The 22,937-nt window shown below is 43.7% G+C and carries 17 protein-coding genes; 13 read left to right on the top strand and 4 right to left on the bottom strand.

The window, feature by feature from the left end; all coding sequences use genetic code 11:
* The 7 genes from L1271_RS14050 to purF all read left to right on the top strand — a co-directional run.
* On the top strand, window positions 1-3,306 hold a 3,306-nt coding region (locus L1271_RS14050), incomplete at its 5' end, for a FimV/HubP family polar landmark protein (RefSeq protein WP_328284146.1).
* Window positions 3,307-3,448: 142 nt separating this feature from the next.
* The gene (gene truA, locus L1271_RS14045; protein WP_010606270.1) at window positions 3,449-4,243 is read left to right on the top strand and encodes a tRNA pseudouridine(38-40) synthase TruA; all 795 of its coding nucleotides are present in this window, start codon (window positions 3,449-3,451) and stop codon (window positions 4,241-4,243) included.
* 134 nt (window positions 4,244-4,377) lie between these two features.
* Window positions 4,378-5,253 carry an acetyl-CoA carboxylase, carboxyltransferase subunit beta gene (gene accD / locus L1271_RS14040; protein ID WP_010606271.1) on the top strand — a complete coding sequence of 292 codons (876 nt, stop codon included), beginning with the start codon at window positions 4,378-4,380 and terminating at the stop codon, window positions 5,251-5,253.
* Window positions 5,254-5,279: 26 nt separating this feature from the next.
* Window positions 5,280-6,536 carry a bifunctional tetrahydrofolate synthase/dihydrofolate synthase gene (gene folC, locus L1271_RS14035; protein ID WP_235368088.1) on the top strand — a complete coding sequence of 419 codons (1,257 nt, stop codon included), beginning with the start codon at window positions 5,280-5,282 and terminating at the stop codon, window positions 6,534-6,536.
* A gap of 36 nt (window positions 6,537-6,572) precedes the next feature.
* Complete coding sequence (locus L1271_RS14030; RefSeq protein WP_235368087.1) at window positions 6,573-7,199, top strand: SPOR domain-containing protein; 627 nt, start codon at window positions 6,573-6,575, stop codon at window positions 7,197-7,199.
* A 61-nt stretch (window positions 7,200-7,260) separates the two neighbouring features.
* A complete protein-coding gene (locus tag L1271_RS14025; RefSeq protein WP_010369359.1) occupies window positions 7,261-7,755 on the top strand; it encodes a CvpA family protein in 495 nt (164 codons plus the stop codon).
* Window positions 7,756-7,773: 18 nt separating this feature from the next.
* The gene (gene purF, locus L1271_RS14020) at window positions 7,774-9,306 is read left to right on the top strand and encodes an amidophosphoribosyltransferase (protein ID WP_235368086.1); all 1,533 of its coding nucleotides are present in this window, start codon (window positions 7,774-7,776) and stop codon (window positions 9,304-9,306) included.
* 85 nt (window positions 9,307-9,391) lie between these two features.
* On the opposite strand, the gene L1271_RS14015 is transcribed toward purF, so the two are convergent.
* A complete protein-coding gene (locus L1271_RS14015; RefSeq protein WP_010606275.1) occupies window positions 9,392-10,177 on the bottom strand; it encodes a MipA/OmpV family protein in 786 nt (261 codons plus the stop codon).
* A gap of 219 nt (window positions 10,178-10,396) precedes the next feature.
* A complete protein-coding gene (gene barA / locus L1271_RS14010) occupies window positions 10,397-13,162 on the bottom strand; it encodes a two-component sensor histidine kinase BarA (RefSeq protein WP_102056438.1) in 2,766 nt (921 codons plus the stop codon).
* A gap of 78 nt (window positions 13,163-13,240) precedes the next feature.
* On the opposite strand from barA, the gene rlmD reads away from it, so the two are divergent.
* From rlmD to eno, 5 genes are all read left to right on the top strand, one after another.
* Window positions 13,241-14,560, top strand: coding sequence for a 23S rRNA (uracil(1939)-C(5))-methyltransferase RlmD (gene rlmD, locus L1271_RS14005; protein ID WP_010606277.1), 1,320 nt, complete (start codon window positions 13,241-13,243; stop codon window positions 14,558-14,560).
* A gap of 92 nt (window positions 14,561-14,652) precedes the next feature.
* Window positions 14,653-16,806, top strand: coding sequence for a GTP diphosphokinase (gene relA, locus L1271_RS14000; protein WP_235368085.1), 2,154 nt, complete (start codon window positions 14,653-14,655; stop codon window positions 16,804-16,806).
* Window positions 16,790-17,608, top strand: coding sequence for a nucleoside triphosphate pyrophosphohydrolase (mazG, locus tag L1271_RS13995; protein WP_235368084.1), 819 nt, complete (start codon window positions 16,790-16,792; stop codon window positions 17,606-17,608). Before relA ends, mazG begins: the two co-directional genes overlap by 17 nt.
* A gap of 163 nt (window positions 17,609-17,771) precedes the next feature.
* On the top strand, window positions 17,772-19,406 hold the full coding sequence (locus L1271_RS13990) for a CTP synthase (protein WP_010369341.1): 1,635 nt from the start codon (window positions 17,772-17,774) through the stop codon (window positions 19,404-19,406).
* Between the two features lie 241 nt (window positions 19,407-19,647).
* Window positions 19,648-20,940, top strand: a complete 1,293-nt coding sequence (eno, locus tag L1271_RS13985; protein ID WP_010606280.1) for a phosphopyruvate hydratase — start codon at window positions 19,648-19,650, stop codon at window positions 20,938-20,940.
* A gap of 66 nt (window positions 20,941-21,006) precedes the next feature.
* Here eno and L1271_RS13980 read toward each other — a convergent pair whose 3' ends face one another.
* Together L1271_RS13980 and mutH are read right to left on the bottom strand one after the other, a co-directional pair.
* Complete coding sequence (locus L1271_RS13980) at window positions 21,007-21,186, bottom strand: hypothetical protein (protein ID WP_102056442.1); 180 nt, start codon at window positions 21,184-21,186, stop codon at window positions 21,007-21,009.
* A 101-nt stretch (window positions 21,187-21,287) separates the two neighbouring features.
* Window positions 21,288-21,962 (bottom strand): DNA mismatch repair endonuclease MutH, encoded by a 675-nt coding sequence (gene mutH, locus L1271_RS13975; RefSeq protein WP_174168519.1) that lies wholly within the window; start codon window positions 21,960-21,962, stop codon window positions 21,288-21,290.
* Window positions 21,963-22,401: 439 nt separating this feature from the next.
* Here mutH and rppH point away from each other — a divergent pair, with 439 nt between their 5' ends.
* Window positions 22,402-22,926 carry an RNA pyrophosphohydrolase gene (gene rppH / locus L1271_RS13970; RefSeq protein ID WP_010369331.1) on the top strand — a complete coding sequence of 175 codons (525 nt, stop codon included), beginning with the start codon at window positions 22,402-22,404 and terminating at the stop codon, window positions 22,924-22,926.
* The last annotated feature ends 11 nt before the right edge of the window (window positions 22,927-22,937 follow it).

Genomic DNA, 22,937 nt, shown 5'->3' with positions numbered 1-22,937 from the left:
CAAGAAGATACGTTGCCGAAATTAGAAGAGGAGTCCGATGATCTCGCTGGTGATGATATCGATGCTTTATTGGATGAAGCGCAAGAGGATATATCGCCGGAATTAGAAGAAGAGTCAGATGCTCTCGCTGGTGATGAACTCGATGCTTTATTGGATGAAGCACAAGAAGATACGCTGCCGGAATTAGAAGAAGAGTCAGATACTCTCGCTGGTGATGATATCGATGCTTTATTAGATGAAGCACAAGAAGGTACGTTGCCGGAATTAGAAGAAGAGTCAGATGATCTCGCTGGTGATGAACTCGATGCTTTATTGGATGAAGCACAGGAAGAGCTGTTACCTGAACTGGAAGAAGAATCCGATGAACAGGCCGACGATGAACTCGATGCTTTATTAGATGAAGTACAAGAAGATACGTTGCCGGAATTAGAAGAAGAGTCAGATGATCTCGCTGGTGATGATATCGATGCTTTATTGGATGAAGCACAGGAAGAGCTGTTACCTGAACTGGAAGAAGAATCCGATGAACAGGCCGACGATGAACTCGATGCTTTATTAGATGAAGTACAGGAAGAGCTGTTACCTGAACTGGAAGAAGAATCCGATGAACAGGCCGACGACGATCTCGATGCATTAGTTGACGAAACACCAGAAGAAGCTTTGCCAGAGCTGGAAGAAGAATCTGATGAGCTGGCCGATGTTGAACTCGATACATTAGTTGAAGAAACACCAGAAGAAGCTTTGCCAGAGCTGGAAGAAGAATCCGATGAACTGGCCGATGTTGAACTCGATACATTAGTTGAAGAAACACCAGAAGATGGTTTGCCAGAGCTGGAAGAAGAATCTGATGAACTGGCCGATGTTGAACTCGATACATTAGTTGAAGAAACACCAGAAGAAGCCTTGCCAGAGCTGGAAGAAGAATCCGATGAACTGGCCGACGACGATCTCGATGCATTAGTTGACGAAACACCAGAAGATGGTTTGCCAGAACTGGAAGATGAATCTGATGAACTGGCCGACGTTGAACTCGATACATTAGTTGACGAAACGGCAGAAGAAGCTTTGCCGGAGCTTGAAGAGGAAGTTGGTGAGCCAGCAGATAACGAGCTTGATGCTTTATTAGATGAAGCACCAGAAGATGCTTTACCAAATCTGGAAGAGGTATCTGACGAGCGTGAACTAGGATCTGAACAGCTTTTAGCTGAGCCTGAGCAAACGGAGTCAGGACACTTGTCTGGTATGTTGGATGAAGAGGATGCAATTCCGGAATCATCAGAAGAACCGGTGGAAGATACATTACAGTCCGATCTAGCCAATGAAGCAGATTTTAGTGATGAGAATGTTCAAGCTGACGAAGACAGTGAATTTGAAGATCCTGATTTAAAAAGTGTTGATGAGCTATTACAGGAGCTTCAAGCCGAAGAACAGTTTGAGTTGGATGCTGAACTTGAAGACGACTTCTCGGATGAAGAAGTTGAAATTGAACTGGGAGATGATCCACTTAATGACGAAGTGGATTTACTGGCAGAAGAAGAGTTTCTTGACGAAGAAGATCTGCAACCAAGCGCAGAACTAGATAGTTACCCAGAGCTGGAGCTTGGTGAAGAACTTGAAACTACTGACTCGCAAAGCGAAACCGAAAAAGCACTATCAGAAGCATTATCCAATGACGCTCAATTTGATATAGAGGATGGGCTTGATGACGATCTTCTCGACGATGAAATCTCTGACTTTGATGAAGATGATTTGCCTGAATTTAGTGCGGATTTCGACGAAGAGACTTTGCTCGCTGATGAGCCTGAAGCGCTAGTCGAAGAAGCAGAAAGTGACACGCTTAAGTCTGAACCTGAACTGGAAGTCGAAGACGAGCTGCCAGAGTTAACTGCAGACTTTGATGAAGAGACTTTGCTTGAAGACGAACCTGAAGCGCTAGTCGAAGAAGCAGAAAGTGATACGTTTGAGTCTGAACCTGAACTTGAAATCGAAGACGAGCTGCCAGAGTTAGCTGCAGATTTTGATGAAGAGGCTTTGCTTGAAGACGAGCCAGAAGAAGCAGAAAGTGACACGCTTGAGTCTGAACCTGCACTTGAAATCGAAGACGAGCTGCCTGAATTAACTGCAGATTTTGACGAAGAGACTTTGCTTGCTGATGAGCCTGCAGCACCAGTCGAAGCTGCAGAAAGTGATACGCTTGAGTCTGAACCTGAACTGGAAGTTGAAGACGAGCTGCCGGAGTTAAACGCAGATTTTGACGAAGAAACCTTGCTTGAAGATGAGCCTGAAGCACCAGTCGAAGCTGCAGAAAGTAATACGCTTGAGTCTGAACCTGAACTGGAAGTTGAAGACGAGCTGCCAGAATTAAACGCAGATTTTGATGAAGAGGCTTTGCTTGAAAACGAACCTGAAGCACCAGTCGAAGCAGCAGAAAGTGATACGCTTGAGCCTGAACCTGAACTTGAAATCGAAGACGAGCTGCCAGAGTTAACTGCAGATTTCGATGAAGAGACTTTGCTTGAAGACGAATCTGAAGCGCCAGTCGAAGCAGCAGAAAGTGATACGCTTGAGCCTGAACCTGAGCTTGAAATCGAAGACGAGCTGCCAGAGTTAACTGCAGATTTCGATGAAGAGACTTTGCTTGAAGACGAATCTGAAGCGCCGCTCGACGAAGCTGAAAGTGATACGCTTGAGTCTGAACCTGAGCTTGAAATCGAAGACGTGCTGCCAGAATTAAACGATGAAGATGACTTGGAAACTCTACTTTCTGAGCCACAAACTGAATCTGAATTACCAGAGGTCAATGAAGCCGAGATTGAAAAAGAATTTATGGCTGACTTTACCCAAGCAGACTTCGATGCTCTACTCAGCGAACTGGACGATCCCAGTGACTTTGACGCCGGAAATGCAGAAGATTTTGAAGTAGATTTCGATAGCTTGTTACAAGACGAATTGGTCGCAGGGGAAGCCCAAGCGTTACCAACGGACGCCGAAGGTTCAGAAGACTACTTAGAAATTGAAGACCTACTTGAACAAAGCGACGATCTTGATAGCGATGTTGAACCTTACGTTGGCGCAAATATGGACGTTGGGCTTGGCGATTTTGAAGAGCTATTAGCGGGTGAAAATACCACGGATGTTGATTTAGAGGATGAAGGATTTGCCGCAAAATTAGATCTAGCAAAAGCTTACATCGAAATTCAAGATTATGATTCGGCTATATCAACGCTCAACGATGTTATTGAGAACGGTCCGGATTCGGTGCAAGCTGAGGCAAAGTCGCTTAAATCCAGTCTTACAGAGTCTTAATACTCACATCAACGATACCGACCAAACAAAGTAATTGCCTTGTTTGGCCGGTATCATCATCTACTTCTTAGCTTAAGCGCTTTAATTCACATCGCCAATGGCATAAAATGTCGTTTTTGTTATGGGTTGCGATAGAAAAAGTATGCGAGTAGCGTTAGGCATTGAATATAATGGTGCAAATTATAGTGGTTGGCAGAGGCAAAATCATGTCAGCAGTGTCCAAGAAGAAATAGAAAAAGCGCTATCGAATATCTGTAATCACCCCGTTGAGATAACTTGCGCGGGGCGCACTGATGCAGGGGTTCATGCAACGGGTCAACTCGTGCATTTTGACACGGATTCTGCTCGCGATATGAGCGCTTTTACATTAGGAATGAACTCTCAGCTTCCCGACGACATTGCGGTACGATTTGCTAAAGAAGTCGACCCTGAGTTCCATGCTCGTTTTTCTGCGACAGCTCGTCGATACCGCTACGTTATTTATAATCACACCTACAGGCCGGGTATTTTACGCAGTGGCGTAACGCATTTTCACCACGAGCTTGATGTTGAAAGAATGAAAGTTGCATGCCCTGTGATGATAGGGGAGCAAGATTTCACTTCTTTCAGGGCGGTACATTGTCAGTCTAATACGCCGTTTCGTAATATCCATCACTTAGAGGTGAAACGCATTGGCAAATATATTGTCATTGATATTAAAGCAAATGCGTTTTTGCATCATATGGTGCGCAATATTACAGGTTGTTTACTTGATATTGGTGTTGGCAAGCAAGAGCCTGAGTGGATGGCGGAGCTGCTTGTTGCAAAAGATCGCACGTTAGCAAGTGCTACGGCAAAACCTAACGGATTGTATTTAGTTGATGTGGACTATCCTGAACAATGGCAAATAGAAAAGATGCCGCTTGGGCCTTTATTCTTGCCTGAGGAATTAGTGTAACGGTCATATTTATGTAGTACCTTGTACTCTTAAGACCAGTTTTTTATATCACCTATAGCTAAATCATGATTTAATTGGGAAAAGATGTCTGTCTTTACTGACGGAACAGAATAAAGCACGATAGAGAGTTGCAAATGAGTTGGTTAGAAAAGATCTTACCTAAAACCACTAAATCTTCTGGTAAAAAAGAGATCCCAGAAGGGGTTTGGGCAAAGTGTACAGATTGTGATTCAATCCTATACAAAGCGGAATTAGAAAAGTCGTTAAACGTATGTCCTAAGTGTGATCATCACATGCGCATTACGGCACGTAAGCGCCTTGAAAGTTTTTTAGATGATGCAGATCGTCAAGAGCTTGGCACAGAGCATGAGCCACAAGACGTATTAAAGTTTAAAGACTCTAAAAAATATTCAGATCGTATCGTTCAAGCGCAAAAGGTAAGTGGTGAAAAAGACGCTTTAGTTGCAATGAAAGGCCGCGTAAAGGGTATTCCTGTTGCTGCTGTTGCTTTTGAGTTTTCCTTTATGGGTGGTTCAATGGCGTCGGTTGTTGGTGCGAGATTTGTTGATGCAGTTAACGTTTGTTTAGAACATAACATGCCGTTAATCTGTTTCTCTGCATCTGGTGGTGCACGTATGCAAGAAGCACTTATGTCATTGATGCAAATGGCAAAAACAAGTGCTGCATTGGCAAAAATGAGTGACAAAGGCTTGCCATTTATCTCTGTATTAACCGATCCAACTATGGGTGGTGTTTCTGCATCATTGGCAATGCTTGGTGATATCAATGTGGCAGAGCCAAAAGCACTTATCGGTTTTGCGGGTCCACGTGTTATCGAACAAACTGTACGTGAAACTCTACCTGATGGTTTCCAGCGCAGTGAGTTCTTATTAGAGCACGGTGCGATTGACATGATCGTCGACCGTCGTGAAATGCGCGATACGTTAGCGCGTATTTTGGCGAAGTTTATGGACTTGCCTTCCACTGAACAAGAGCATAGAGTAGCGTAAATTTTTCAAATTGAGCTACTCAACTTATGACGGTTAAACAGCCTAGCCAATCATCAAGCCTTGATGATTGGCTTTGTTATTTAGAAGCAATTCATCCAGCCACCATTGAAATGGGACTTGAGCGTGTAGCGCAAGTTGCCGAGCAAGCCGGATTACTTGAGCCTTTCAGTAAAATTATTCTAATTGGTGGAACCAATGGTAAAGGCACAACGGCCAGGTGCTTGGAGTCGTTGTTGCTCGCACAAGGGTTTTCGGTTGGCACCTACGCTTCACCACATTTAGTGCGCTACAACGAGCGTGTCCGAGTGAATGGGGAAGAGCTTGAAGATCAGTATCATATCGATGCATTTAAATTCCTCGATGACACCCGCAAAGACACTCAGCTGACCTATTTTGAGTTTGGTACGCTTGGCGCGTTAAGTATTTTCAAGCGCTGTAAGGTTGATTATATTTTGCTTGAAGTTGGTTTAGGCGGGCGGTTTGATGCGACGAATATAGTCTCGCCATTTGCCTCTGTTATCACGACTGTTGACTTAGATCATAAAGAGTATCTGGGTGATACCCGAGAGCTGGTAGGCTATGACAAAGCTGGCATTTTCCGCAGTGGTAGGCCTGCAATCGTTGGTGATTTAAATATTCCACATACGGTTACAGACTATGGCAACGAAATTGCGGCAGATATGGTGTTATCAAAGCGCGATTTTTATTTTACCCCGCTAGATTCTCAGTTTCGATGGCAATATCTTGATTTTGATTGGCACTTCGACAAACCAGCCATTCCAGCACAAAATGCTGCGACAGCGTTAACGGTATTAGCTAAACTTGAGTTGCTACCTAGCTATGATGCAGTGAAGACTTGTTTGGCAAATTTGCAAGTGGAAGGCCGCTTTCAGCGACTCAATACCACGCCGCTAGTCTATACAGATGTTGCTCATAATACAGAGTCTGCAAGATATTTGGCAACTAAGTTACAAGAACTAAAGCAAAAAGGGTTTAAAATTCATGCCTTAGTCGCTATGCTTGCGGATAAAGACAAAGCCAGTGTGCTGAAAGAAGTCACCCAATATGTAGATAGCTGGAGTTTAGCTTCACTTTCAGGGCCTCGTGGAGAGCGTGCGGAAAACCTTAAACCATTGCTTGACTCAAGTTGCAATGTCACCTTATTCGATAGCGTTACAGCAGCACTTGATACTCAGCTCGATACCCTTACGAGCGATCAGGCATTGGTGGTATTTGGCTCGTTCTTTACCGTTGCTGAGGCAATGGAATACTGGCGAAAATAACCAAAGAAGATTTAACGTTTAGTAGAGAGTAAAGTTGTGAACTCAGTATTTATAAATCGCCTTGTTGGAACGAGTATCGTCGTGGTTGCTGCGGTGATCTTTATTCCAAATATCCTTGATGGTGAAAAGGTCCACTACAAGGAAGGATTTCAAGCGATCCCTGAAAGACCTGAGTTCAAAACCATTGATCTCCAAGAAAAAGTGGATGCGCAAGCCAAGCTTGCGTCTGAGTTGCCCTCTGATCCGTTGGAAGATATTCACGCCGATGATGCAAAACTAGAAGGCACGGAAGAGACAACGCTAGCCAATGCGCCGCAATCAGATACGTCACCTACACACGTTGAGGCGAAACCCGTCGCAACAACCGACAAAGTTGAGGTGGCGAAATTAACGCGTCCAGAGAGTGCTAACTTTTCAAAAATGGCCTATGTCATTCAGCTTGGTAGCTTTTCGCATAAGTCGAACGTCGATGCACTGACGAAGAAGCTTGCTGACAATGGCTTTAAAACCTTTACAAAACCCGTTAAAACCCCTAATGGTACACTGACAAAAGTGTTTGTCGGACCAGACTTAAATAAAGCTGAACTTGAAGCTAAGTTACCAGAACTAAAGAAATTAACTAAGTTAAATGGTCGTTTGACACAATTTGAAGTGACAAAATGATCTGGCATTTAGATGCCAAACCTTTTAGAATGCGCCCCACATTAACGACTTATTGGTTACTATGATCTGGGTTGATTACGCCATTCTTGGTATTGTTGGTTTATCGACTATCTTTGGCTTGCTTCGTGGCTTTGTCAAAGAAGCGATGTCACTTGTCGTATGGATCGGCGCTTTTTTCATCTCTAGTATTTTTTACCAATATCTCGCAACCTTCCTAACATTCATTTCAGAACCCCTTTTAAGAAATGCAGCCGCAATAGCCATACTCTTTTTTGCGACCTTGATGTTAGGCGGGCTTGTTAATTATGTCTTGAGTGAACTGGTTCAAAGAACTGGGCTCTCAGGCACCGATAGGATCTTTGGGATTGTATTCGGTGGACTTCGAGGTGTGTTGGTCGTTAGCGCCTTACTCTTTTTCCTTGATGCGTTTACCAGTGCGCCAGACACGCAGTGGTGGAAAACATCAAACTTAATTCCTGAATTTGGCTTTGTGATAGAGTGGTTTTTCTCCTATCTTGAACATAACTCGAGCTTTTTAGATTCAGTAAACCGTTAATCGGCGAGGAAATTTTTAATGTGTGGTATCGTTGGGATAGTCGGAACATCTCCTGTTAATCAGGCGATTTATGACGGCTTAACTGTTTTGCAACACCGCGGCCAAGATGCGGCTGGCATTATTACCATTGACAACAATACGTTTAGCTTACGAAAAGCAAACGGTCTAGTGAAAGACGTATTTCATACAAGACATATGAAACGCCTACAGGGCAACATTGGTCTTGGTCATGTACGTTATCCTACTGCTGGCTCTTCAAGCTCAGCAGAAGCTCAACCTTTCTACGTAAACTCTCCATTTGGTATTGCCCTTGCACACAACGGCAACTTAACCAATGCAGAAAAATTAAAAGAGCGTTTGTTTACTCAAGCGCGTCGCCACGTTAATACTACGTCTGATTCAGAGATCCTGCTGAACATCTTAGCTCACGAGCTTGGCAAAACAGACAAGATGAAATTAGACGCGGAAGACATGTTTACGGCAGTAACTGAGGTTGTGTCTATTGTTTCTGGTGGTTACGCGAGTATCGCGATGATCATCGGCCATGGTATTTTGGCATTTAGAGACCCTCATGGTATTCGTCCGCTTGTGTTCGGTAAGAAAGAAACTGAGCGTGGCATGGAATACATGTTCGCTTCAGAGAGTGTTGCATTGGCAACGGATGGCTTTGAGTTTGTGCGAGATGTTGCACCTGGTGAAGCCATTTACGTAACCGAAAAAGGTGAGTTTTTCTCTCAGATCTGTGCTGCTAAAACGACGCTTGCACCTTGTATCTTCGAGTTTGTATATTTTGCTCGTCCAGATTCAAACATTGATAAAATGTCTGTTTATGCGACTCGCGTGAATATGGGTACCAAGCTCGGTGAGAAAATCGCGACAGAGTGGGGCGACAAAGATATCGACGTGGTTATCCCAATCCCTGAAACATCATGTGATATCGCACTTGAAATTGCTTCCGTGCTAGGGCTTCCTTATCGCCAAGGGTTTGTTAAGAACCGCTACATTGGCCGTACTTTCATTATGCCTGGCCAAGAGCTGCGTAAGAAGTCTGTACGTCGTAAACTTAACGCGATTGACAGAGAATTCGCTGGTAAGAACGTGCTACTTGTCGACGATTCGATTGTGCGAGGCACAACATCAGCGCAAATCGTTGAAATGGCGCGTGAAGCGGGTGCGAAGAACGTGTACTTTGCATCAGCAGCACCAGAGGTAAGATTCCCGAACGTATATGGCATCGATATGCCTTCTGCATCAGAGCTAATCGCTCATGGTCGTGAAGTGGAAGATATCAATGCGAGTATTGGCTCGGACGGTTTGATCTACCAATCCCTAAGCGATTTGATTGCAGCCGTTGGTCAAGAAAATCCAGAGATCGTTCGCTTTGAGACTTCGGTATTTGATGGTCAATACATCACAGGTGACGTTGACCAGAACTACCTCAACCATATTGATGAGCTACGCAACGATTCGGCAAAGTCTAATCGTGAAGCCGCGATGTCTGCAAGCCTTGAGCTACACAATCAAGAAGCGGAAAGCACCGAAAGCGACTAAACTAGTTGATGATGTGAATAAGCATTATGATAAAAAACCCAAGTTTAACTTGGGTTTTTTATTTAATTTTAACTCAGACAACAGCCTAAAATTGATAGACTAGGCCAACATAAGCGAGGTCACTGGTGTCTCTGTCTAGCAAAGGGCTATTGGCAATAACATCATCGAGTTTAGTTCGAGTTATCCCACCAACCAGACTGAGTTGTGTTTTTATCTGATAATGCGCAGTCAACCCTGCGGAATAATTCACAGCGTCATCAGCAGTTAAGTAGCGGAATCGGCCTCGGCTAATATCGATATTTTCACCAGTTATTCCATAGATATAATTAACATAATCAGACTGCTGCCATTCTACATTACCTACTGCCGAGATTTTAAATCCTCGACCATCGTTGTACAGTGGGATTGATACTGAAAAAGTAGCCGTGGTTGAATCTGAATTATCGGAAATATCACTGTGACCAGCGAGCGTAAACCACAGATAGGTGACGCCATAGTTAACCGTGACATCGCCATCCGGCGCGTCATATCCGTCAAAAATCTTATCTTCAGACTTTGCGTCTCGGAATACACCGTCATAGCCATCTTGACGATAGCCCAACCCAGAGTAGACAGATAAATCTTCAGTAATAGGAAAGCGGTAACCAATTAGGCTATCTTTGTTGATAAACCAATTTCCTTTTTGAATATCTATAATGGGAATTGAGATAAACTCACTGTCAATGCCTTTCCATGGCAAATCTGCAGCCGCGGCTCCTCCCCCTAAACGAACCTGCCATTCGTTAGATTTCGGCTCAATGGCATGACTAAAAGAAGCAAAGGTTAAAGTGAAGACGGCAGCAGACGTGAGTGCTGACTTGATTAGATACATACAGAATTCCTTTCGTAAGTTAAAAATTGCGAGAATTTAGAATGTAAGAAGTTTGTTACAAGAGTTGGGGAAGTGCTGTTAGAAAGTGTAATAAATTGTCGGGAAACGTTGTTTGAAGTGTTATCTGTTTAAGAAATCGTTGTTGTCTTACATCCCTAATCTACTCGCCACTTCAAAAGGGTTTTTATAAAGTAGCGAGCAGATAGGTGTGTATAAGATTTAACTGGATTGAGTGAGATCAGAATCTGTTAGTAATACAGTTAGTCCATCAACCAGCTCAAATAGCTCAGGCTCGATATCACTGAGTGGTTTTTCTTGTTTTAATCCCGTTTCAATGATCTCAGCCAATTTCTTTAGGGTTGGTACGCCAGTATAACAGCAGGCACCGTGGAATTTATGAACTACTTTGAGCAGCGTCGGGAGATCCTCTGCGTCTTGTGCAGACTCCAACTGCTGCAACGTTTCGGGCACGCTAGAAAGCAGCATATTGAGCATTTCCAATGCTAAATCAGGTTTATTACCCGCTCGCTGTAATGCTAATCCCCAATCTAACATTTGGCTATTAAATGGCGGCACACTGTGCTGATGACTCTCAATATTTTTTTGTCTCGCGACTGGTGAAGACGCGCTATGGTCGCAAATAATTTGCTTGAGCATATCTTCATCTATGGGTTTAGTCATATAGTTACTAAAGCCATCTTTAAGCAGTTGCTCTTTTTCGCCAGCAAGTGCATGTGCGGTGACGGCGATGATAGGAGTATCCTCATTTAAGGACGACTCTCTTATGCTCCTACAGGCGCTTATACCATCCATTATGGGCATTTGAATATCCATAAATATCAGGTCGTATTTTCTTGATTTACATAAACTGACTGCTTGAGCACCATTATGCGCTGTATCTATTGCCTCTACTTGTTCATCTAACAATGTGCATATCAACTTCAAGTTAGCATCGTTATCGTCTGCAACCAGCACTTTAAGTGGCAGACTTGTGGCTTCGATTTCATTGGCACTCATGTCTGGATGGTCTAAACGATAAGGTGCTGCAAGCATTTCGCATAGTTTTCTGTGGTTAAGTGGCTTGCTTAAACAAGCGTCAGCTCCACTGCCAATAAGCGCCTCACGCATATTATGTGAGACGGTATTAACCATCAAATATAGGTAGTCTGCGGATCCGCGAGCTTGTTTGATGTAACTCTTAACGGTTTGCATTTGGTCGACGCTTGCCATAGATCCAATTAAACAGATATCGTAATTAAAATCTTGGCCTAAGGCAGTATCGAACTCTTCTTCGGTAAGGCAGCGAGTGACCTGCATTTCCCACGCTTGTAGTTGAGCTATTACCGCATAATGAGTATGCTCTTGTGGTTCAAAGTAGAGCACGCGTTTATTTTCAAGTGGCTTGCTTGGTAAGTTGTCGTTGTAGAGGCGGTTTGGTAATGCAAAGACCGCGTTAAATGAGAAACAGGTGCCATTTCCTGGCGCTGAGTTAAGAGTGATACGACCATTCATCGCCTCAACAATATGCTTAGTAATGATAAGACCTAGACCTGTGCCACCAAATTTACGGGTAATACTAGTATCGGCTTGAGCAAACGGTGTAAATAGTGCGTCTTGCTTATCCTGAGCAATACCGACCCCGGTATCGCTGACAGACACTAGCAACGAGGATTGAGATTCATCCATCAGACGGTGGTTAATATCCACTTTGACTGAGCCTTTTTCCGTGAACTTGATGGCATTACTGATCAGATTGGTCAATACCTGTTTAAATCGCGTAGGATCGCCAATTAAGTTGTCGGGCACTTGGCGATTAACAGAAATGGAAAACTCCAACTGCTTTTCGTGAGCGCTTGGCGCTAATAAGGTCATGACCTCATTGACGGCGTCGCGTAATTCAAACTGGATATTCTCCAGCTCCATAGCACCAGCTTCTAGCTTTGAAAAATCCAAGATGTCACTAATGATGGTAAGCAGGCTATTTGCAGATAGCTCTATGGTATCTAAATAATCTTTTTGGTGTTTATTTAATGGTGTTTTATAAAGTTGACGGGTAAAGCCTATAACACCATTGAGCGGCGTTCTAAGTTCATGACTCATCTTAGCCAAGAAATCCGACTTTACGCGGTTAGCATCTTGTGCCTCTTTTTTGGCAATATTGAGCTGAATATTCTGCGTTTCATACTGCTCTAGGGTTTCACGATAATCACTAGTTGCCTGGTCAATGTGCTTTTGCATTTCGTCTTTTTGATTGGCCATCTTTCTGCCAATAACGATCAAGCCTTGGCGCAAAAGCTCAAATTCACCCCGCATCGGCTCATTGATTGCGATGTCTTGTTTACCTTCGTTGAGCTTGTCTGTGGCTAAAATCAAATTGGCAATTGGTTTGGTTAGCATACGTGACAATCGCATGGCCAACATAACGCTAAGTAAAAAGGAGAAAATAATAACAATGGCACTCAAGATCAGTGCACGCTGCTGCGAGATCAGTGCTTGGTCTTTACTGATCTCTACAACTAAAATCGCCAGCGTAGCCGGCTCTGCACTGTGCCAATCGGTTTTTTTTGCTAAATGGTTTTTAACTGGTGAATAAAACACAAAGGTATTTTTTAGTGTAGTGACTTCGGTGGTTTGTAGCTTTTGCACTTCACCAAAATAATGTAATTTATCGAATTCACTATGATAATTACTGGTAAGAATAAGCTGATTTTGGCTATCAAACAGCGCGATGCTTTTTACCAGTGGTGCATGTTTATTGTGTGCTTGGCTTAAAATGCGGTGTAAGTGCGCTTTATCTTGTTTTTCTATTGGGTATTCTACTGACATGGCAAGTGAATCTGCAATGCGATTTCCCTGACTTATCAGAATTTCCTCAAGCTCTACGTAGCGATTTATAGTAAAATAACCACCAAGTAGCAAGCCAACCAAAAGGGTTGGCAAAAGAGTGAGTAATAAAATACTGTCACGCAGGTTTAATTTTGTCATAGGGTCAAAAAAGTGCAGAGAAATCTGTAACTAAGATTATCTTTTACCGACGTGATAAGCAAACAAATGAGGAACCCAATGGCACAGATTTTTCGTGCTAAGAAAGCTGCTAAGCCGTCAAAGCAAATAGAATTAAGCATAGAGTCAATGGATCATCAGGGGCGAGGTGTTGCTCGCCATGAAGGTAAGGTCTGTTTTGTGGCTGGTGCCTTGACTGGTGAGCGAGTGAGAGCACAGGTTGTACAGGCAAAGTCTAAACTGTTGGAAGCGAAGGTGATAAAAGTACTTAATGCCTCCAAAGAGCGTGTTAAACCGTTTTGCCCGCATTACCAGCAGTGCGGTGGTTGTAGCTTGCAGCATCAAAGTATTGATGGTCAGCTCAATGAAAAGCAACATGCAGTCGAAAAACTTTTTGCGCGTTTTGCCAACATTGAGCACTTACCTTGGCAAGCGCCGATCACCTCTATGGCGCTTCATTATCGCCGTGCAGCTCGTTTGGCATGCATTTTTGATAAACAAAGCAAAAGCGTCAAGTTAGGCTTTAGAGCAAGTCAGTCGAAGCAGATTATCGAAATAGCGCAGTGTGACGTATTGGTGTCGCCTTTTGATCGTATTGTTAACACGCTAAGTTTGCTAGCACAGTCGCTAAGTGAGTTTAGACTAATCAGTCATATTCAGCTTTGTCAGGCTGACAACTATAACTATGTGTTGTGTCGTCATACAAAGCCACTGTCCGCTTCGACTCGCGAAACGCTACAAAACGAGCTGGAAAATTGTCAGGTACTGTTTGACGATGGCGAGACGCCAGTTGTGTATTCCCAGTTGCCGCACTATCACCTTGGTGAATTTGACTTAACACTTGAATTTAAATTGAACAACTTTATTCAAGTGAATCAATCGGTAAATGAAGCAATGCTGCGCCAAGCGACAGACTGGCTACAGCTGAGTAACGATGAAAGTGTCCTCGACCTTTTCTGTGGGGTGGGAAATTTCTCTTTGGTGCTCGCAAAACAAGCAAAAAATGTGATTGGGGTAGAAGGTGAAGCGCAATCGGTTGCAATGGCTCAGCAAAATGCGCAAACTAATAAAATCAGTAATGTTCAGTTTCACTGTTTTGATCTAACCCAGTCGATTGCAGAGGCTGCTTGGTTCGACGCAAATCTGGATGTATTAGTACTGGACCCTTCAAGGCCGGGGGCGCTTGAGGTACTGCAGCAATTACCTTTGACGCAGTTTACCCGTATTTTATACGTGTCATGCGACCCAGTTACACTGGCGCGCGATTCTTTGGTGATAGCGCAGGCAGGCTTTGAAATAGAAAAGCTTGGCTTAATGAATATGTTTGTCCACACAGGACATATCGAAACCATGGCGCTGTTTAAAAAGCAGTGTAAATAACCTGAGCTATGAGGCCGTTATTGCCCGAGCATTAGGCTAGATAATTTACCCGAAAATGAGGCGGGTAAGTAATTTTAAGGAGGTATTAAAACATGGTTGCTACTCGGCAGTCGCATCAAACCACTTTGCCACTGGAGTTTGATGCGCGACTCACTATCTTAAACTTGTCTGAAGATCAAAGAACATGGCTACAAAAGGCTTATGAACTTTGTCCTGCGGATGAGTCAACGGAACATCTCAATAACGCCATCGAAATGGTAGAGATCCTTGCAGACTTAAATTTTGATAGCGAATCCTTAGCAACTGCGTTTTTAACTCCTTATTTTGTTGCTGGAAAGTTGTCCCTTGAGCAAGTGGAAGAAGCGCTTGGCAAAAATATCTCTCTGCTTTTAAGAGGGGTGGAGAATATGGACACTATTAGTACGTTGGCACACCAAAGCTCCGGTAAGGTACAAGTCGACAACATCCGCCGTATGTTACTCGCTATGGTGGAAGATGTGCGCGCTGTAGTGATTAAGCTTGCTGAGCAAATCTGCCATTTACGTGCGGTTAAGAAAGCATCTGAAGAAGAAAGAGTCGTTGCTGCAAAAGCGGCTGCCAATATTTTTGCACCACTTGCGAACCGTTTGGGGATTGGCCAATTAAAATGGGAACTTGAAGATCTCTCTTTCCGTTATTTGCATCCGGATACGTATAAGTCTATTGCCAAGAAGCTTTCTGATAAACGCCTAGACCGCGAAGCTTATATGGAAAATATGGTTAATTCGGTGGCACAAAAACTTGCGGATGCAGGCATTAAAGCGCAGGTCTACGGTCGCCCTAAGCATATTTATAGCATTTATAAAAAAATGGCGCAGAAAAGCTATGAATTCGAACAGTTGTTCGACATTCGCGCGATGCGTGTGGTGGTAGATGAAATTCAAGATTGCTACGCCGCGTTGGGCATTGTGCACACCAGTTGGCGGCATTTAAACAAAGAGTTTGACGACTATATTGCTACGCCTAAGCAAAACGGCTATCAGTCTATCCACACCGTGGTATTTGGTCCTGAGGGCAAAACGGTAGAAATCCAAATCCGTACTGAGGCCATGCATCGAGATGCAGAGCTTGGGGTGGCGGCTCATTGGATGTACAAAGAAGGTGCATTGCCGGGCAGAAACTCAGGATACGAGCAAAAAATTAGCTGGCTACGCAAACTGTTGCAGTGGCAAGAAGAAGTGGTAGATGGCAGCGAAATAGCAGATGAGCTGAAGAATCAGGTTGTCGAAGACCGTGTTTATGTATTCACGCCCAAGGGCGATATCTTTGATTTGCCACTAGGCTCGACGCCACTCGACTTCGCTTACTACATTCATTCTAATGTTGGACATCGCTGCATTGGTGCAAAAGTGTTTGGTAAAATAGTGCCTTTCACTTACACATTGCGCACAGGCGATCAGGTAGAGATTCTTACCCAGAAAAATGCTTCACCAAGTCGAGATTGGTTAAACCCGTCGCTGGGATATATTCATTCTTCAAGAGCACGCAGTAAGATCCATCACTGGTTTAAGCAGCAAGATAGAGACAAAAATCTTCAAGCGGGTAAGGAAATTTTAGATAGTCATCTGCAAAAACTAGATATTACCTATAAAGATTTAGAACCCGCGATTGACCGCTTTAACTTTAAAGAACTCGACGATTTAATGGTGGCGATTGGTGCCGGTGATATTCGTATCAATCAATTCCTGAACTACGTGCAAGATAAACCTGAGGATACACCTAAGTTAAAAATCTCCTCGCCAAAACACACTAAAGGCGACAAAAATGCAGTGGTCGTTGATGGGGTAGGCAGCTTAATGAGTCATATGGCGAAATGCTGTGAGCCAGTACCGGGCGATGAAATTGTGGGTTACATCACGCAAGGGCGAGGTATTGCCGTGCATCGCTCTGATTGTGAGTCGTTTGCTCATATTACGGATATACATCCAGAGCGTGAGATTGCAGTCAGTTGGTCAGAGGATGTTAAAGCGTCGTACGCCATTACATTAAAAATTGAAGCGCACGACCGCCAAGGGTTGATCCGAGACATTAGCGCTGTGCTTGCCAATGAAAAAGTCAATGTGCTCAATATGAATGTACAAACCCAAGACGATAAAAACGTGGCGGTATTTATGATGAAGGTAGAGGTGGATGACCTTTCTGCTATGCATCGCTTGCTGACTAAATTGATGCAAATCGAAGGTGTTTTTGATGCCAAACGACTCTAAGCCTTCGGCAACAATGGGGATAGAGCAGCTGCTAGAGATTATGTCGCAGCTACGCGACCCAAGCACTGGATGCGACTGGGATAAGAAGCAAACCTTTAAAACCATTGTCCCTTATACGTTAGAAGAAGCACACGAAGTTGCCGATGCTATCGAGCAAGGCGACTTTGTTCACTTAAAAGAAGAGTTGGGGGACTTGCTGTTCCAAGTGATTTTTTATGCTCAGCTTGGAAAAGAGCAGGGGTTGTTTGATTTTGCTGACATAGTGCAAACTCTCAATGACAAATTAGTGAGACGCCACCCTCATGTATTTGAAAATCAGGAAAGCTTAAGCGAAGCAGAGCTTGAACAGCAATGGCACGCCATTAAACAGCAAGAAAAACAGGCACAAAAACAAGGGGCGTTCGCGGCAGATATTCCAAGCAGCTTGCCTGCATTATCAAAAGCCTACAAAATTCAAAAGCAAGCAGCCAAACTTGGATTTGACTGGCCAAGTTACCACGGCGCGTGGGATAAAGTACAAGAGGAAGTCGCAGAGGTGAGCGAGGCGCTGCAAGTTGATCCACGCTCTGAACATACAGCGGAAGAGGTGGGCGACTTGTTGTTTGCAACTGTGAATGTGAGCCGACATATAAAACGAGATCCGGAGCAGCTGCTACGTCAAGCCAATGAGAAATTTAAAAATCGCTTTGTGCAAGTCGAAGCCGTTTTGAATGAGTCCTCACTATCACTTAAAGATGCGAGCTTGGAGGAGATGGATGGTGCTTGGGAGACAGTGAAACGTCGTCAACGCAGTAAAAACTGAGACTGATTTTACGGTTTGTTCGTTACTTAAAACGACCTCCTGATAAAATATATTACCGCGCTAAGTCATTTTTAGCTGGAATGACTTAGCTGCTTTTGCTATACTATCGCCCCGTCTTGATTCTTATTTAAATTCCAATTTTCCTGAAATTTCTAGGGTTCGCATGAGTACAAAATTTATCTTCGTAACGGGCGGAGTAGTATCCTCCTTGGGTAAAGGTATTGCAGCTGCTTCTTTAGCCGCTATTTTAGAAGCACGTGGCTTGAAAGTAACGATTCTAAAGCTGGATCCTTACATCAATGTTGACCCTGGGACCATGAGCCCTATCCAACACGGTGAAGTATTCGTAACCGAAGACGGCGCGGAAACTGACCTTGATCTTGGTCACTACGAGCGTTTTATTCGCACTAAAATGACCAAGCGTAACAACTTTACACAAGGCCGTGTATTTGAAGACGTGTTGCGCAAAGAGCGTAGAGGTGAGTACTTAGGTGCCACTATTCAGGTTATTCCTCACATCACAAACGACATCAAGCGTCGCGTGCTTGAAGGCGCGGAAGGCCATGATGTTGCTATCGTAGAGATCGGTGGTACGGTTGGTGATATCGAGTCACAACCTTTCCTAGAAGCAATTCGTCAGCTAGGCACAGAGCTTGGTCGTGAGAGCGCTTTGTTTATGCATTTGACGCTGGTGCCTTTCTTAGGCCCTGCGGGTGAAGTGAAAACTAAGCCAACTCAGCACTCTGTGAAAGAGCTTCGTTCAATCGGTATTCAACCTGATATTTTGATCTGTCGTTCAGATCGTAAACTACCAGCGAACGAGCGCGCGAAGATTGCACTATTCACTAACGTGGAAGAAAAAGCAGTTATCTCGCTACAAGACGTAGACAGTATTTATAAGATCCCTGCGCTATTGAAGTCGCAAGAGCTTGATAACATCATTTGTCGTCGTTTCTACCTTGAGCGTCCGGAAGCGGATTTATCTGAGTGGGAACAAGTACTTTATCAAGAGTCAAATCCTACTGGTGAAGTGACAATTGGTATGGTTGGTAAATACATCGAATTACCGGACGCATATAAATCAGTCAACGAAGCATTGAAGCATGCTGGTTTGAAAAACCGTTTAACGGTGAATATTGAATATGTTGACTCTCAAGATATCGAGAGCAAGGGCACTGAGTTACTTGAGCACCTTGATGCTATCTTAGTACCTGGTGGCTTTGGTAACCGTGGCGTTGAAGGTAAGATTTTAGCTGCAAAGTATGCACGTGAAAACAAAGTACCATACCTAGGTATTTGTTTAGGGATGCAAGTTGCGCTAATCGAGTATGCACGTAACGTTGCAGGTCTTACTGGTGCTAACTCAACTGAATTTGATCTTGAAAGCCCACATCCAGTGGTTGGTCTGATCACTGAGTGGTTAGATGCAGATGGTAAGATTGAAGTACGTGACCACGATTCTGATCTTGGTGGCACTATGCGTCTTGGCGCGCAGCTTTGCCACTTAAAAGAGGGCTCTAAGGTGCGTGAAGTATACGGTAATGCCGAAATCGTTGAGCGTCACCGCCACCGCTACGAAGTAAACAACAACTATGTTGCTGAGCTTGAAAAAGCGGGTCTGCAATTTACTGGTCTGTCAGAAGACAAGAAACTAGTTGAGATTATCGAGAATAAAGATCACCCTTGGTTTATCGCGGCTCAGTTCCACCCTGAGTTCACGTCAACGCCTCGTGATGGTCACCCATTATTTGAAGGCTTTGTTGCGGCGGCATACAGCCACCAAAAAGCATCTTCGTAATAAGAAAAGCCGTGCTCTTGCACGGCTTTTTTGTTGCAGAAGGTTCTGCAATAGGCACTACGTGTAGTGTTTATCGCCAAACTTTTTCTTATCTGCCGGCGCGTCAATGTGATACGTGTAAATTCTTCACTTTGCGAAGCAACAGAGATAAGGCAAACTTTAAAGCGGGTTTATCGACCCTGAATTCGCCTGCGACAGAAGCAGTGCAACACACACCACTTTGGGAATAAGAGGAATCAAGATGTCAAAAATCGTTAGAGTGATTGGCCGTGAAGTTATGGACTCACGCGGTAACCCAACAGTAGAAGCGGACGTACACCTAGAGTCAGGTGCATGGGGCCGTGCATGTGCGCCATCAGGTGCATCTACGGGTACCCGTGAAGCACTAGAGCTACGTGACGGTGATAAGTCTCGTTACTTAGGTAAAGGTGTATTAACAGCGGTAAACTACGTAAATAACGAAATCGCGGCAGCACTTGAAGGTCAAAACGCGCTAGAGCAACGTGCAATCGACCAAATCATGTTGGACTTAGACGGCACTGAAAACAAAGAAAAACTAGGTGCGAATGCCATCCTTGCGGTATCTCTAGCAACAGCAAAAGCAGCTGCACAAGACAAAGGCGTGGCGCTATACGAGCATATCGCAGACATCAACGGTACAGCAGGTCAGTACTCAATGCCAGTTCCGATGATGAACATTATCAATGGTGGTGAGCACGCGGATAACAACGTTGATATTCAAGAGTTTATGGTTCAGCCTGTTGGCGCAAAGAGCTTCCGTGAAGCACTACGTATGGGTGCTGAAATCTTCCATAGCTTGAAAAACGTACTTAAGTCACGTGGCCTGAACACTGCTGTTGGTGATGAAGGTGGTTTTGCTCCAGACCTTAAGTCAAATGAAGAAGCGCTAGAAGTGATTGTTGAAGCGGTTGCAGCAGCTGGCTACGAAATGAACAAAGACGTAACACTAGCACTTGACTGTGCAGCGTCTGAGTTTTATGTCGATGGCAAGTATGACCTAAAGGGCGAAGGTAAAACATTCGACTCGGAAGGTTTTGCAGGCTTCTTGGCCGATCTTGCAGCACGTTACCCAATTGTATCAATCGAAGATGGCCTAGACGAAAGCGACTGGGCTGGCTGGAAAGTCCTAACAGATAAAATCGGCGATAAAGTTCAGCTAGTGGGTGATGATCTTTTTGTTACTAACACTAAGATTTTAAAGCGTGGTATTGAAGAAAGCATTGGTAACTCAATCTTGATTAAATTCAACCAGATTGGTTCACTGTCTGAAACGCTTGATGCCATCAAAATGGCGCAAGATGCTGGCTTTACCGCCGTTATTTCACACCGCTCTGGTGAAACTGAAGACGCAACCATTGCTGATTTAGCAGTGGCGACAGCGGCAGGTCAAATTAAGACAGGTTCACTTTGTCGTTCGGATCGTGTAGCTAAGTACAACCAGTTACTACGTATTGAAGAAGCGCTAGGTGAAAAAGCGGTATACAAAGGCCGTAGTGAAATCAAAGGTCAGTAATTAGCATTACTTGATGTATTGTAAAAACGCCAGTTTAGTTACTGGCGTTTTTATTCCTAACGTTCATCACCAAACTTCACAATGTCCTTGGCCATATCGGAATGTCCAACAGACTTGAAGTGAATTACAAGTATCATCCATCGTTGCTGCTCCATTACCTCCAGCAACAGCTGGTGTCATCTTGGTCACAAGTATTTTGTTCACACTAAGTTCTTTAATCGATTTTTTGTTGAACTTTAATTTCATTGTCGTTTCCTTCTATAAAAAATATAAATGTTAACCAAATCCATACAAGATGTTGGTTGTGTTACATTTGTACTTTTTGTATAAAAAGTCAACAGGTGTTTTTAAGCACCAAACTCTTGCGCTAATATCGATTGAGTGAAATTGATTTTCAAATAAAAACCTCTTGGCAAAGTTTGCACTATTTTACCGTTAGGCCCAATTGCATCGGTGAGCGCTTTGGCATTTGCCGCTTTTGGCCTTATCTGCATGACTTCTCCAAGATGCCCTGAGATTTCCTCTACATGGCCCGTAGCGATTAACTCGATTTGCTCTTCCCAGTCTCTTCGTAACAATTGTTCTTGATGCGCGTCTGGCCGCCATAAGAAGCCGTGTCCAATAACCCTATCTATTAAAGGAATTTCTCGCTCGGCTAATATGGGTAGCCAAAGAACGTGAGCTAATTTCTTTTTAACACTCGACGCTTCCCATGTTAATCCTGTTAACTGAGTCAGCGGCACGACAGAAACATAGGTGGTCTCTAGCGGTTTGCCTTGATAGCTTATGGGCAAAGTCTTGAGTTCAACGCCAATATGCTCAAAATCAGGCACAGGCTTTGAGCCCGCGGTGGCACCTAAGGCCGCTTCTATGAGTTGTCCTACCCAGCCTTTCTCTTTGAGCAAGTCTTGTGGTGTTTTAAACGAGAGCTGATGAGCGAGTTCACCTAATGTTAAACCGGCTATGTTTTCAACACGCTGCATAAGTTCGCCCACAGAGCGTGGTGGTGTAACTGATGGCAAGCGATACTCCTGAGTCTATCCCCTAAAAACACGATTATAAAAGAAATCATGTGGTGAAGTAAGTTGGTTATTTTGCACTCAACTTAAGTGTGGTTTGTTATTTCAACATATGGTTAAAGTAATAACTTTATTATCTATATGATAAATATGAAGTTATTTTTATTTTGCTACAGTCAGAGCGGCTTGGAAATCTTATGGCTTTGGATAAATACAAGACTATAAACATAATTATCCACAGAATATGTGGAAAACCTGAGGTTTGAAGTGTGTAATTGTGGATTTGTTCGTAATTTGAACTGAAAAACACTTAGTTATGCACAAGTTGTGGGTAACTTGAGAGTATGCTGAGATAATTTAGGTATAGAATGGAATTAAATTTGCCGTGGCGCGGGAGTTGTGGAACAATCATTAAAAATCGACTTATAAATGAGGCACTAAGGTGATTGATGCCGAAGGGTTTCGTGCCAATGTCGGAATAGTGATTTGTAATAATCAGGGGCAGGTTTTTTGGGCCCGTCGTTACGGACAACACTCTTGGCAATTTCCTCAAGGCGGAATAGATCAAGGGGAAACACCTGAGCAAACGATGTATCGTGAACTTCATGAAGAAGTTGGACTTAGGCCAGAAGATGTTGAAATAGTAGCAAGTTCTAAACATTGGTTACGTTACAAACTACCAAAAAGGTTAATTAGACGAGATTCAAGCCCAGTTTGTATCGGGCAAAAGCAGAAATGGTTTTTATTGAAACTTAGGTGTAAAGATGAAGACGTAGACTTATTACGTACGCATCACCCTGAGTTCGATGATTGGCGCTGGGTTAGCTATTGGTATCCAGTACGTCAAGTTGTATCGTTTAAGCGTGATGTCTATCGTCGAGTGATGAAGGAATTCGCTCCGTTTGCGATGCCATTTGGTAAACGTGAACAGCAAGGGCAAAAGGATTTCTGGCGCACAAAACGATAAAAATAGGAGCA

Origin of the sequence: Pseudoalteromonas sp. OF5H-5 (genome assembly GCF_021530695.1) — a bacterium.
GTDB lineage: Bacteria > Pseudomonadota > Gammaproteobacteria > Enterobacterales > Alteromonadaceae > Pseudoalteromonas.
Note: the sequence above shows the minus strand (reverse complement) of the source record. Positions and strands in the feature narration are given on the sequence as shown.